Origin of the sequence: Streptosporangium minutum (assembly GCF_002149035.1) — a bacterium.
Taxonomy (GTDB): Bacteria; Actinomycetota; Actinomycetes; order Streptosporangiales; family Streptosporangiaceae; genus Streptosporangium; species Streptosporangium minutum.
In genome coordinates this window covers 19,871-33,515 of the sequence record NZ_NGFP01000012.1, presented here as the reverse complement: position 1 = coordinate 33,515, position 13,645 = coordinate 19,871, and the positions used below count along the sequence as shown (strand labels likewise).

Sequence of the window (13,645 nt, the reverse complement as noted above, 5' to 3'; positions counted from 1 at the left end):
GCCCCCGTCGCCTGCCCGAAGAGAAGTCACCCACGAGGGAGACGGACAGGATGTCGCACGCCTCTTTCGACCTGCGGGGGATCCCGCTGGTGCTCCACCTGAACGGTCCCCTGGACGTCCCCGCGCTGCTCGGCGCGTGCGCCGCCGTCGCCGCACGGCACCCGGTGCTCGGCCGGGTCCGGGTCAGCAGGGTCGATTCGTCGTCCCGGCGCTACCCGGAGGTCGCCGCCGCCGAGATCGCCCGCCCGTTCGACCTGGACCGTGGCCCGCTCGCCCGGTTCACGCTGGTCACGCTGGGACCGGACCGGCACCGCCTGATCTTCACGGCGCACGGCCGGGTGTTCGACGGCGGCTCCAAGGACGTCCTGCTCCGCGATCTGGCCGACGCCTACTTCTCGCGCGCCGCACTGCCCGCACTGGCGCCGCCGTACGGCGAGCGCCCCCAGGTCGACGGCGCCGCGGCCTTCTGGAAGGAGCGCGACCGCGCACCCGCCGAGCTCCTCCTGCCCGGCCTGCGCGCGGACCCCGGCGGCACCGGCCCCGGCGAGATCGTCGAGATGGTGCTCGGCGGAGCGGAGTTCGACGGGGTCGCCGCCGCGGCCACGGCGCTGGGGGCGACCAGGTTCGAACTGCTCGTGGCCGTGCTGGGCGTGCTGCTGCGCCGCCACGGCACCACCGGGTCCCCCCTCGCCCTCGACCTGGGCACCCGCACCGGCGAGACACGGCACCACATCGGGAACTTCGTGGCGGAGGTGCCGTTCGTCCCGCATCCGGAGCTCGACGAGGACCTCCCCGCCTACCTGCGCACGGTCCAGGCCGAGCTCCGCGAGCTGTACCGGTTCCGGCACGCGCCGCCGAGGACGACCTCCCGCCCGGTGCTCCTCAGCTACCGCAGAAGGGCGTCCGCGCCGGGCTTCCCCGGCATCGGGGCCGGCGTGGAGTGGACGGTCTTCAACGGCGCCTCCCGCCGCGCACTGCACGTCCAGGCCGTGGACGGCGACCTGAGCCTGACCCTGGGCCTGCGCTTCAACCCCACCACGATCGACCACGACGACGTGGCCCGCGTCGCGGGATACCTGCGGGCCCTGCTGCGCGTCATCGCCGCCGAGCCGCAGGTGAGAATCGCCGACCTTCCGGAACCGCCTCACCCCGAACCCGACGAGGAGCTTCAGTGACCGACCTGTTCTCTCCGGCCCCGGACGCCGCGCTCGAACGCCCGGAGCAGGAGGACCCCGTGATCACACAGGTGCGCGAGATCTGGCAGGAGATCCTCCGTATCGACGACATCGGCCTGGAGGAGGACCTCTACGACCTCGGCGGGCACTCGCTGACCATCACCCAGATCATCGCCAGGACCCGGCGCAGGCTCGGCGTGGAGGTCTCCCTCGACGTCTTCTTCGACAATCCCACCATCGCCGGCCTGGCCGAGGAGGTCACGCGGCTGCGAGGAGAGCTCGCGTGAGCGCGCTCTCCTACGCCCAGGAGCGTCTGTGGTTCCTGGACCGGCTCACCCCCGGGGACGGGACCTACAACATGGTCGTCTGCGAGCGGCTCATCGGGCCGCTCGACTCCGACGCGCTGGCCCGGGCACTGAGCGAGATCGTGGCCAGGCACGAGGCACTGCGGACCGTCTTCCCCCAGGTCGGCGGCGCCCCGGTCGCGCTGGTCCTGGACCCCGCCCCGGTGGAGATCGAACGGCTCGACCTGACCGGCGGACCGCTCGCCGGGCAGTCGCCGGCGGAACTGCTCGCCGAGCGGAGCAACCGGCCGTTCGACCTGGCCGAGGGGCCGCTGCTCCGGGCGAGCCTGCTGCGCACCGGCCCCGGCGAGCACATCCTCCTGCTGGTCGTGCACCACATCGCCGGCGACGCGTGGTCGATCGAGCAGGTGATGTTCGCCGAGCTGGCCACGTTGTACGCGGCCTTCACCACCGGGCTGCCGTCGCCGCTCGCACCCCCGGAGCGGCAGTACCGCGACCACGTCCGCCTGCAGCGCGAGCAGTCCGCCGACGTCGCCGGCCTGCTCCGGGAGCTCGACGACGTGCCGGCGCTGGAACTGCCCACCGACCGGCCGCGCCCCGCCGTACAGACCAGCAACGGGGACCTGGTCGTCCACCGGATCCCGCTGGAGCTGTGGCAGCGGGTCACCGGACTGGCCAGGGCCGAGCGCTGCACGCCGTTCATGACCCTGCTGGCCGCCTACCAGGTGCTGCTCTCCCGCTACAGCGGGCAGAAGGATTTCTGCGTCGGGACTCCCGTCGCGGGCCGCGACCACGAGGAGTTCGAGCAGGTCTTCGGCATCTTCATCAACACCCTGGCCCTGCGCGCCGACCTGGCGGGCGACCCGACCTTCCGCGAGACGCTCAAGCGGGTGCGGCGGCGCGCCTTCACCATGTACGGCCACGCCGCGGTGCCGTTCGAGCGGGTGGTGGGCGAGCTGCGGCTCGACCGGGACCCGGCGAGGACACCGCTGTTCCAGACGATGCTCATGCTGGGCAACCCCGACAGCGGGGCGCTCTCCCTCGACGGCCTCCGCACCGAGCCGGTGCTGTCGGGTCTGGCCGGAGCCAAGTTCGACCTCGCCCTGGACGTGATCGTCTATTCCACCCACGTCCAGCTCATGTTCTCCTACAACACCGACCTGTTCGACCGCTCCACGGTGGAGCGGATGGGCGTCCACTACGAGACGCTGCTCCACTCGGTCGTCTCGGAGCCGGGCCGCCGCCTGTCGGAGCTGGAGATCCTGCCCGCGGCCGAGCTCGCCGCGGTCCTCGGCGACCCTCCCGAGGATCTCGCCTGGGATCCCGGGGCGCTCCTGCTCGACCACCTGATCGCCCGGCAGGCCGCCCGGACGCCGGACGCCCCCGCCGTCGTCGTCCCCGGCACGGCCGGCGGCCGCGGCGCCTCCTCCGGCACGGTGCTCACCTACGGCGAGCTCGACCGGGCCTCCACCGCCGTCGCCGGACGCCTGCGCCTCCTGCTGGCCCAGGCGGCGCCGTCCGGGGAGCCCGCGGACCGGGGCGCGCGGGTCGCGCTGGGACTGACCGCCGGCCCCGAGGCCGTCGTGGCGCTGCTGGGGATCCTGAAGGCGGGCGCCGCCTACGTGCCGCTGGATCCGGCGCAGCCCGCCGAGCGGCTGGCCTACCTGCTGGCGGACTCCGGGGCGGCCGTGGCGATCGCCGAGGAGGCCGGGTTCGCCGGGTTCACCGGGCCGATCGTGACACGCGCCGACCTCGCCTTCTGGACGACGGACAGGACGGCGGCCCCGAAGGCGGCCGCCCGGCATCCCGACCAGGCCGCCTACGTGATCTACACCTCCGGATCCACCGGGCGCCCCAAGGGGGTGGTGGTCGGCCACCGCACCCTCTCCCACCTGGCCAGGTCCTTCCGGGACCTGCACGGTTTCGGGCCGGGGGAGCGCGTCCTGATGGTCCCGCCGCTCAGCTTCGACGCCTCGGCGGGCGACGTCTTCCCCGCGCTGATCAGCGGCGCCGCGCTGGTGCTGCACCCCGACCCCGCCTCGCTCACCGGCCCCGCGCTCGTCGGCCTGTGCGCCGAGCACGCGATCACCATGGTCGACACCGCCTCCGCGCTGTGGCAGCAGTGGGTCGAGCACCTGGACGCGGAGGCCGGCGCCGGGGACGTCCCGCTCACCGCGATGATGGTCGGCGGCGAGAGCGTCCCGCTGGAGCGCCTCAGGGTCTGGGCCGGGCTGACCGGCGGCCGGGTCGCGTTCTACAACCACTACGGCCCCACCGAGGCGACCGTCTGCGCCACCGCCTACCGCACCGTCGACGGGGCGGAACTCGGCGCGGCCACGCACCTGCCGATCGGGACCGCGCTGCCGCACACCCGCGTCTACGTGCTCGACCGGCACGGCAACCCGGCTCCGATCGGGGTGCCCGGCGAGGTGCACGTCGCCGGCGAGTGCCTGGCCCACGGCTACCTCGGCCGTCCGGGCCTGACCGCCGAACGCTTCCTGCCCGACCCGTTCTCGCCCCGCCCGGGAGCCAGGATGTACGCCACGGGCGACCTGGCCAGGTTCCGCCCCGACCGGAACCTGGAGTTCCTGGGCCGGACCGACCGTCAGGTGAAGATCCACGGCAACCGGATCGAGCCGGGCGAGGTCGAGGCGGCCTGCCTGGCCCATCCCGGCGTCCGCGAGGCCGTGGTCACCGCCGGTGCCCGGCGGCTGGTCGCCTACCTGGTGGGCGAGCCGCTCACCGTCGCTGCGCTGCGCGCCTTCCTCGCCGACCGGCTCCCCGGCTACATGATCCCCGGCGCCGTGGTCATGCTCGCCGCCCTGCCGCTCACCTCCCACGGGAAGGTCGACTTCCGGGCCCTGCCGGAGCCGGACGAGGCCGGCGACGCCGTGCCGTACGAGCCGCCGAGGGAGGGCACCGAGCAGGCGCTCGCGGCGATCTGGGCCGAGGTGCTCAAGGCGGATCCGGGGCGCGGGGACAACTTCTTCGACCTGGGCGGCCACTCGCTGCTGGCGCCGCAGATCGTCTCCAGGATCGCCGCCGAGCTGGGGGTCGCGGTCCCGATGACCGCGATCTTCGCCACGGCCGACCTGGCCGAGCTGGCCGCCGTCGTGGACGGCCGGCCGGCCGAGGCCGTGGACCTGCGCGCCGAGGCGGTGCTGCCCGGCGACATCGCGTTCACCGGCGCGCCGATCCCGGACGGRCCGCCGCGCCGGGTGCTGCTCACCGGAGCCACCGGCTTCCTCGGCGCCTACCTCCTCGCCGCGCTGCTGCGCACCACCGACGCCGAGATCCACTGCCTGGTCAGGGGGGACGCGCCGGAGGGGCGGTTGCGCGGCGGACTCGAGCGGTACGGCCTCTGGGACGGCCGGTTCGCCGGCCGGATCATCCCGGAGGCCGGCGACCTGGACCTTCCGGGGCTGGGCCTGCCCGCCCCGCGCGCCGCCGAACTGGCCGACTCGGTCGACCTCATCGTGCACAACGGCGCCCTGGTCAACTTCGCCCTGCCCTACCGGCGGCTGCGGGCGGCCAACGTGGACGGCGTCCTGGAGATCCTGCGCCTGGCGGCGCGCGGCCGGATCACCACCCCGGTCCACCTGGTCTCGACGCTCGGCGTCCACCTGACCCCCGGCGAGCGCACGGTCAGGGAGGCCGACCCGCTGCCCGATCCCGGCCTGCTGCACCTGGGCTACGACCAGAGCAAGTGGGTGGCCGACCGGCTGGCCGGCGCGGCCAGGCGGACCGGCCTCCCGATCGCGATCCACCGGCCCGCCCGGGTCTCCGCCGACAGCCGCACCGGCCGTTCCGTGGCCGGCGACTTCCTCGGCAGGCTCTTCGCGACCTGCGCGCTCCTCGGCGCGGTGCCCGACGGGGAACGGCTCGACATGGCGCCGGTCGACCACGTCGCGGAGGCGATCGCACACCTGGCCCGGAGCCGGGCGGGCGGGGACTTCCACTACTACAACCCGCGCGTCCTGAGCTCGGCCGAGCTGGCCGACGGACTGCGCGAGCGCGGCTTCCCGGTGCGGCTCGTGCCCGGCGGCGAATGGCGGCGGCTGGTCCGCGACCGGCTGGCGGCCGGCGACGACCTGCCGATCGCCCTCTACCCGGGCTTCGTCGCCGACCACGAGGGGCCCGGCGGGCCGTCCTTCGACTGCTCGGCCACCGAGGAGGCGCTCGCCGGGGCCGGGCTGGTCTGCCCGCCCGCCGACGGCGTCCTGCTCGGCCGGTACCTGGACCACTACGTCAGCGCCGGAGTCCTGGCGGGTGGTCGCCGTGCATGACGGGATCCGCAGGTTCGTGGTGATCTGGGCGGCACAGCTCCTGTCGATCATCGGATCGAGCCTGACCGGCTTCGTGCTGGGCGTCTGGGTCTACCAGAGGAACGGCTCGGCCACCGAGTTCGTGCTGATCATGCTCTGCGCGGTGCTCCCCGAGGTGCTGCTGTCGCCGCTGGCCGGGGCGGTGGCCGACCGGTGGGACCGCAGGCGGCTGCTGATGGCGGCCGACGCCGGGGCCGCGGTCGTGACCGGTGTCCTCGCGGTGCTGCTCGCCACCGGCACGCTGCAGGTCTGGCACGTCTACGTGGTCACGGTGGCCGGCTCGGTCTTCGGCACCTTCCACATGGCCGCCTACCACTCGATGATGCCGCTGATCATGCCGCAGCGGCATCTCGGCCGGGCCAACGGCCTCATGCAGGTGGCCGACTCGGTGAAGATCGCGGCCCCCCTGCTGGCGGGGACGCTGCTGGTGACGGTCGGGATCACCGGCGTGGTCGTGGTCGACCTGGCGACGTTCCTGGTCACCCGGGTGGTCATGTTCGCCGTACGGCTGCCGCCCGAGGTCACCCGGCCGGGCGGCGTCCCGGCCGCGCCGGAGCCGATCCGCCGGGACCTGCTCTTCGGCTGGCGGCACCTGCGGGCCAGGCCCGGCCTGTTCCAGCTCGTCGTGGTGCTGGCCGCCTACAACCTGTTCTTCGGGATGTCCGGGGTGCTGGTCCAGCCGCTGATCCTGTCGTTCGGGTCGGCGGCGGTGCTGGGCGCGCTGATGTTCGCGGGCGGCGCCGGCGTCTTCGCCGGAGGGCTCGTGCTGAGCGCCTGGGGCGGGCCCCGGCACCGGGTGCGCGGCGTCGCGGCGTTCGTGGCCCTCGGCGGGGTGCTGCTGGCGCTGCACAGCGTCGCCCCGTCACCGTGGCTGATCGCCGTGGTGGCGCCCGCGTTCCTGTTCACGCTCCCGTTCGTGCAGGGCACCGGGATGACCGTGCTGCAGCTCAAGACCGATCCCGCCGCGCTGGGCCGTGTCCTGAGCACCGTCCGCACGGTCACCCAGGCCGCCACCGTGCTCACCTACCTGGCCGCCGGCCCCCTCGCCGACCACGTCTTCGAGCCGATGATGGCCCCCGACGGAGCCCTCGCCGACACCCTCGGCGGCGTGATCGGCACCGGTCCGGGCCGGGGCCTGGCCGCCATCTTCCTCCTCACGGGGCTGGGCCTGCTGCTGCTCGCCCCGCTCGCCTACCTCTGGCCCCGCCTCCGCAACGTGGAGTCCGAACTCCCCGACGCCGAGGACGTGCACCCGCCGGAGCCGGTCCCCGCCGAGACCACCCCCGCCCGCTCACCGCCGGACGACGACGCCACCCGCCCGCCGGGGCGGGACGGAGACGCGAGTCCGGAGGCCGGAACCGAGCATCCCGACGTCGCGCAAGGCGTCCAAGTCGCGCAAGGAGACAGCGATGCCGCTCTATCTCGACCCTGAACAACTCCGTGAACAGGCACCCGGGCCACATCTCGACCTGATCGGGACGATGGCGTTCCGGGCGGCCGGGGCCGCACAACGGCTGGGAGTCTTCGACGCGCTCCTCGACGGGCCGCTGCTCGTGACCGAGCTGGCGGCCCGGACGGGCACGGCCGAGGGCACCCTCCCCGTGCTGCTGGACGCGCTGGTCTCCTTCGGCTACCTCGACCGGACGCCCGGTCAGGTCTACGCCAACAGCCCGATGACGGCGGGCTCGCTGGACCGGCGGAGCCCGTGGAGCTACGCCCCGGCGCTGGCCTTCTGGCAGGACCTGCTGGGCGAGCTCTGGGACGGCCTGGAGGAGTCGGTCCGCACCGGCCGGCCCGCCGCCGACTTCTACGGCTGGCTGGAGAGCCGGCCGCGGACGCTGCGCGAGTTCCAGACCATGCTGGACGGGATGGCCACCGGGCTCGCCCCGCTCGTCGCCGCGACCGCGCCCGACCCGGGGCGGCGGCTGCTCGACGTCGGCGGCGGCCACGCCCGCTACAGCATCGCCCTCTGCGAGGCCCACCCCCGGCTCACCGCGACGATCGTGGACCTGCCGAAGGCCCTGGATGGCGGCCGGGCCAGGATCGAGCAGGCCGGTCTGGCCGGGCGCGTCAGAGCGGTCCCGGGCGACGTGACCGAGGCGGACCTCGGCTCCGGGCACGACACGGCGCTGCTGTTCAACCTCTGCCACGGTTTCGACGGGCCGGACAATCGCGCGCTGTTCAAGAGGGTCGCCGCCGCGTTGCGCCCCGGGGGCACGGTGCTGGTGCTGGAGTCGTTCGCGGACCTGCCGGAGGGCACGCCCCCGGCGGCCGAGGCCTTCACCCGCGCCTTCAGCCTCAACCTCGCCGTCACCCAGGGCGGCCGGATCTACGCCTTCGACGAGATCGCCGGCTGGCTGGCCGAGGCCGGATTCGGCCGGATCGAGCGGCGCGCGCTCGACGGCCCCAGTGAACTGCTCATCGCCCGGCTCCCCGACGCGGACACCGCCGGCCCGTCCGGGGCGGGGACCGCCCGCGCGCCCGAGGTGGACGGGGCCCGATCGTCCGGGGCGGACGCCGTCCGGCTCCCTGACACGGACACCGCCGGCCCGTCCGGGGCGGGCGGCGGGCACGCGCACACCCTCGCCGGCGGCGCACTGCGCGCCGTACTGCCGGTGGCCTGGACCCGGGAGGAGAACCGATGACGCGCCGGATCCTCATCGTCGGAGCGGGGCCGGCGGGCACGCTGCTGGCGTGCTGTCTCGCCAGGCGCGGCTTCCAGGTCGACGTCTACGAGCGCCGGCCCGACCCCCGGCTGCTCGACGAGGAGGAGAGCAGGTCGATCAACCTCGGCCTGTCCGCCCGGGGGATCAAGGCGCTCGACGACATCGGCCTGATGGACACGTTGTGGCCGCTGACCGTGCCGATGCGCGGCCGGGCCATCCACCTGCCCGGCGGCGGGGCGCCGTTCCAGCCCTACGGCGCGCACGAGGGCGAGATCCTCCACTCGGTCCTGCGCCGCGACCTGATCACCACGCTGATCGACCACGCCGAGGCCCAGCCCGGGGTGAGCTTCCACTTCCGGCACCGGCTGGTCGACCTCGACCGCGAGGCGGCGGCCGTCCATCTGGCCGAGGAGGGCACCGGTGCCGCGCTCACCGTCCGGGGAGACGCGGTGATCGGCGCGGACGGCGCGTTCTCGCAGGTCCGAGCCCGAATGCAGCACGGCCTCAGGGTGGACCACCACCAGGAGTTCCTGGAGTGGGGATACAAGGAGCTGACCATCCCCGCCGACGACGGGTCGGCCAGGACCAGGCTGGAGGCGCTGCACGTCTGGCCCGGCGAGGACGCCCTCATCGTCGCCCATCCCAACCGGGACAACTCCCTGACCGGCACGCTCTTCCTGCCGGTCGAGCGGTTCGAGGAGATCGCCGACCCGGAGGAGTTCTTCCGGGCGCGGTTCCCCGACGCGATCGGGCTCATGCCCCACCTGGCCAAGGAGTACGCCGAGCACCCCGTCGGGCATCTGGTGTCGATCCGCACCTCGCCCTGGCACTACCGGGACAGGGTCGCCCTCATCGGCGACGCCTGCCACGCGGTCTACCCCTTCTACGGCCAGGGGATGAACGCGTCGCTGGAGGACTGCACGGTCCTCGACCGCTGCCTGGGCGCCCACCCCGACGACCTGGGCAGGGCCTTCGCCGAGTACCAGCGCCTGCGCAAGCCGCACACCGACGTGCTCGACGAGCTGTCCAAGCAGAACTTCGTGGAACTGCGCGACCGGCTCCGCTCCCCGTTCCACCTCGCACGCAAGAAGGCGGACCTGCTGCTCGCCCGGCTCCTGCCCGGCCGCTGGGTCCCGCTCTACACGATGATCTCGCACACCACCACCCCGTACGCGGACGCGCTCGCCCGCGCCCGGCGGCAGGACGCCATCCTGCGCTGGGCCGGCGTGGCGACGGGCGCCGTCGCGCTGGCAGCCGTACGGCGAAGCACCCGGAAGGGCGGACCACGATGCTGACCGATCCCGCGGACCCCTCCCGCGTCCTCATCGAGACCGCCGACCTGGACGGCGACCACGACCTGGTCAGGCGGTACGGCGTGCCGCTCAAGGAGATCGTCGTCTGGGCGCGGGAGTATCTGTGCCGCCCGCACGCCGACCTCGGCAGGAAGGGGCCGGTCTGCCCCTACGCCCAGACCTCGCTGGACCGGGGCACCTTCTATCTGGGCGTCCGGCCCGGAACACCGGACGGCGCCGAGGCGGCCGAGGTGCTCGACGGCTACCGGGACTGGTTCCTCCGGCTGGTGTCGCCGCCCGGGGTGTCCGCGCAGTACCGGACCATCCTGGTGCTCTTCCCCGACCTGCCCGAGGCGGCGGCGGCCGAGGTGATCGACGCCGCCCAGGACGCGCTCAAGTCGCGCTACGTCTCCGAGGGGCTGATGATCGGCGAGTTCTACCCCGGCCCGCCGCCCAAGGCCGGGCTCTGGAACCCCGGGTTCCGGCCGCTGGGCAGCCCGGTCCCGCTGCTGGCGATCCGGCACATGGTCGCGACCGACTTCCCCTTCCTGCGCGACGACCCCGGCCAGTTCGCCGCCTACCTGGAGCGCTTCGGCCACCGTCCGCCGGCCGCGCTCAGGGAGGAGGTCCAGGCGGTGGCCCGGCACTACGGCCTGGTGACCGAGCCCGCGACCTGACCACGTAACGGTACGGTCCTCTCCAATGCGGTCCCGCACCGGTATATGTGATGCCCTGCCTGGTGAGAGCCCTGGGGGAGTAGGCCCTCTCTCAACACCGACCGACCTGCACCCCGAGGTCCGCGAGCACTGTGTTCAGCCCGCGGAGCTCGGGGTGGTCGCAACCGAACTCGGAGATTCCGGTTTGAGAGCCTGTCGGCCGATGCATCGCTTTCAGGGCGTGAGCCGTGGCGTCCGCGCCAGGCCGCCCTGCCGCTGTGAGGCAGGGCGCGCCGTGAGCTGGTGCGGTGCGGGGCGATCGCGGGGTGAGCGTGCCGGCCCTCAGGCCGTACGGCGGCTCGCGTTGTCGGGCTGGTGGCGGTCGCGGCTCTGCTGAAGTTCGATGTTGATGCGCAGGGCTTCGGCGAGTTGGTCTTCGAGGATGATGATGCGGCAGGCGGCCTCCAGGGCGGTGCCCTGGTCGAGCAGTTCGCGGGCGCGGGCGGCCAGGCGCAGCTGGTAGCGCGAGTAGCGGCGGTGGCCGCCCTCGGAACGCTGCGGCTCGATCAGCCTGGCGGCGCCTAGATTGCGCAGGAACGCCTGGGTGACGCCGAGCATCTCGGCGGCCCGGCCCATGCTGTAGGCGGGGTAGTCCTCGTCGTCGAACCGGTGACCGGGGATGTCGCCCGGTGCGGCAGGGAGCCCGCCGGCCCTGCCGGCGGTGTCGGCCCCAGGGGCCGGTCCAGCCTTATCGGCACTGGCGCGGAGCCTGGGCTGCGCGCGGACGGCCGACGCCATCGGTGCTTGATCCATATAACCTTCCCAACAACCTTCCCGAAATGCCGATAGGGCCCCGGCGCCATGATGCGCCGGGGCCCGCGAGGTTCAACACCATCTACCGGCCCGGAGGCCGATCTGTCTCTTCCGCACTGGCCGCCCGATGGGGGCGGGGGTGCGGGGATCGCGTATGCGTGACCGTAGACCACCTTCCAATCCGTGGGACTGCGGTACCCGTGCGGCGAACTTCAGCCGGCGACGGGCGATCCTGATGGCGTTCAACACTCCCTTCGCTCTTGGTTGGCGTTACTTCTTCCACCTCATGCATCACTACGTACCGCAGCTGCGTGTCCACGGCTGGAACCCTTCACTTACCGCTGGTCCCGGCACGTCCGACGTTCACTGACTGACTGCTGTGGCAGCGCGTCCACGGCCGGGACCCTTCAACCGCCCGGTCCTGGCACGTCCGACCTTCTGCCCTTCTTCACTGCATCGTCTTTGTTGTCCAGCTATCCACGCTCGTCCGGGCAGTTCGTCGTGATGCCTACGTACTGCTCTGCCCTGGTGGATCCGTTCCTTTCGATGTCAGGAACTCTACCCCCACCCGCCACGAATGTCTACTTCAGCAACTACAGATTTTCGGTGCCGGGGAATCAAGGGCTGAGTCTTCACGCCGTCGGGAACAGTCCGGCGACGGCGTGTTCGACGTCTCTGCAGGTCAGGCGGGGCACGTTTCCTGGGCCATCGTCGACGTCGACCAAGCGGCCGCCCACCCGGCACGCCGTGCGCTCGTGCGGTCGCCGCTGACCTGCGAGGGGACGCCCAGCGCTAAACGGCTGTTCGGCTGTTCCTCAACCCCGGATCAGCCGCTGGCGTATCCATGAACGCGAAGCCGCCTTCAGCGGGATCCTCACGCGAATCACACAACAGTACGGCCCGCACCCGGGGGGTCCTCCGGGGTGCGGGCCGTACCGGCATGGGGGAGGTCAGACGCCGAGCAGTTCGGCGGCGGCCTGGGCGTTGGCGCGGGCGGCGCCGTAGGTGGCGAGGTAGGTGACGCCCTCGGGGCGCCAGATCGGCAGGCCCATCTCGACCACCGTGGCGTCGGGGCGGGCGGCCAGCAGCGCCGACACCACCGACTTGCTGGCCTCGTAGCGGTGGGCGTCCTTGACCACGACGACCAGGGAACGGCCGATGGCACGCTCCAGGATGCCGGGGACGTCCGCCGTCTCGGGCTTGACCCGGACCACCTCCGCCTGCGGCAGCAGGGGGGCGAAGCCCCACGGCACGTCGCCGACCGCGATGGTCGGCGGGGTGTCCACCTCGACCACCAGCGGATCGATCAGCGGGGACGCCGAGCCGGTGAGGCTGACCGCGCGGCGGGCGGCGGCCAGGCCGATGACGTTCTCCTCCGCCTGACCCGTCCGGGGCGTGCCGAACCAGGCGCGCAGGCGGGCCACCCGCTCGGCGGCGGCCTCCAGGCGGGCCGTCGGCAGCCGGCCGTCCCCGACCGCGGCGACGATCTCGTCGATGATCCGGCGGACGTCGTCCTCGGTCGGCAGCGGGCCGAGGCAGAGCAGGTCGGCCCCGGCGGCGAGCGAGAGCACCGAGCCGCCGGCCAGGCCGTAGGTGTCGGTGACGGCCTTCATGTCGAGGGCGTCGGAGACGATCACGCCGTCGTAGCCCAGCTCGCCGCGGAGCAGGACGGTCAGGGCGGCGGCCGACAGCGTGGCGGGGGTCGTGCCGGTCAGGGCGGGGACCCGGACATGCGCGGTCATGATGGACCTGGTCCCGGCGTCGATCGCGGCGCGGAAGGGCACGAGCTCGCGTTCCCGCAGCAGTTCGAGTGAGGCGTCGACGAGTGGGATCTCCAGATGGGAGTCCTGACGGGTGGCGCCGTGACCGGGGAAGTGCTTGACGCAGGCGGCCACGCCGGCCGACTGCAGGCCGTGGACGGCGGCGACGGTGTGCCGGGCGACCAGCGCGGTGTCCGGCCCGAACGAGCGGGTGCCGATCACCGGGTTGTCGTCGGCGGTGTTCACGTCGGCGGACGGCGCCATGTCCAGGTTGACGCCACAGCGGGCCAGGTCGTCACCGATGGACCGGTAGACGCGCCGGGTCAGCTCGACGTCGTCGACGGCGCCGAGGGCGGCGTTGCCGGGGTAGGGGCTGCCCACGTGGTAGTCGAGCCGGGTGACGTCGCCGCCCTCCTCGTCCAGCGAGATGACCGGTTCACCGGCCTCGCGCAGGCGGGCGGTGAGCCCGGAGAGCTGGGCGGGATCGGCGACGTTGAAGCCGAAGAGGGTGACGCCGCCGAGACCGTTCTCCAGGTCCCGGAGGACCCACTCGGGGGCGGTGGTGCCCCGGAAGGCGACGAGCAACGTGCCGGCCGCGAGACGACGCAGCCCCTGATCGCTGGAGTCCGCGATGAACTCAGACATGGCGCTAC

At 73.3% G+C, this 13,645-nt stretch carries 9 protein-coding genes; 7 read left to right on the top strand and 2 right to left on the bottom strand.

Annotation, left to right across the window (positions count from 1 at the left end; genetic code table 11):
• Nucleotides 1-50: 50 nt before the first annotated feature.
• The 7 genes from CA984_RS04585 to CA984_RS04555 are packed head-to-tail and all read left to right on the top strand — an operon-like array spanning nucleotide 51 to nucleotide 10,440.
• The gene (locus tag CA984_RS04585; protein WP_086568489.1) at nucleotides 51-1,175 is read left to right on the top strand and encodes a condensation domain-containing protein; all 1,125 of its coding nucleotides are present in this window, start codon (nucleotides 51-53) and stop codon (nucleotides 1,173-1,175) included.
• Entirely contained in the window at nucleotides 1,172-1,462 is a 291-nt protein-coding gene (locus CA984_RS45890; protein ID WP_063767726.1) for a phosphopantetheine-binding protein, read from the top strand. Before CA984_RS04585 ends, CA984_RS45890 begins: the two co-directional genes overlap by 4 nt.
• Nucleotides 1,459-5,766 carry a non-ribosomal peptide synthetase gene (locus CA984_RS04575; RefSeq protein ID WP_086568484.1) on the top strand — a complete coding sequence of 1,436 codons (4,308 nt, stop codon included), beginning with the start codon at nucleotides 1,459-1,461 and terminating at the stop codon, nucleotides 5,764-5,766. Before CA984_RS45890 ends, CA984_RS04575 begins: the two co-directional genes overlap by 4 nt.
• Nucleotides 5,759-7,237: an MFS transporter gene (locus CA984_RS04570; protein ID WP_242675728.1), complete on the top strand. Its 1,479-nt coding sequence runs from the start codon at nucleotides 5,759-5,761 to the stop codon at nucleotides 7,235-7,237. The genes CA984_RS04575 and CA984_RS04570 overlap by 8 nt, the downstream gene beginning before the upstream one ends.
• Nucleotides 7,215-8,450, top strand: a complete 1,236-nt coding sequence (locus CA984_RS04565) for a methyltransferase (RefSeq protein ID WP_086568479.1) — start codon at nucleotides 7,215-7,217, stop codon at nucleotides 8,448-8,450. Before CA984_RS04570 ends, CA984_RS04565 begins: the two co-directional genes overlap by 23 nt.
• A complete protein-coding gene (locus CA984_RS04560) occupies nucleotides 8,447-9,766 on the top strand; it encodes an FAD-dependent oxidoreductase (protein WP_207620729.1) in 1,320 nt (439 codons plus the stop codon). Before CA984_RS04565 ends, CA984_RS04560 begins: the two co-directional genes overlap by 4 nt.
• Nucleotides 9,760-10,440, top strand: coding sequence for a DUF6875 domain-containing protein (locus CA984_RS04555; protein WP_086568476.1), 681 nt, complete (start codon nucleotides 9,760-9,762; stop codon nucleotides 10,438-10,440). The genes CA984_RS04560 and CA984_RS04555 overlap by 7 nt, the downstream gene beginning before the upstream one ends.
• Before the next feature lie 321 nt (nucleotides 10,441-10,761).
• On the opposite strand, the gene CA984_RS47665 is transcribed toward CA984_RS04555, so the two are convergent.
• Together CA984_RS47665 and CA984_RS04545 are read right to left on the bottom strand one after the other, a co-directional pair.
• A complete protein-coding gene (locus CA984_RS47665; RefSeq protein WP_242675735.1) occupies nucleotides 10,762-11,055 on the bottom strand; it encodes a helix-turn-helix domain-containing protein in 294 nt (97 codons plus the stop codon).
• A gap of 1,127 nt (nucleotides 11,056-12,182) precedes the next feature.
• Nucleotides 12,183-13,637, bottom strand: coding sequence for a glycoside hydrolase family 3 protein (locus CA984_RS04545; RefSeq protein ID WP_086568471.1), 1,455 nt, complete (start codon nucleotides 13,635-13,637; stop codon nucleotides 12,183-12,185).
• Nucleotides 13,638-13,645 lie beyond the last annotated feature (8 nt).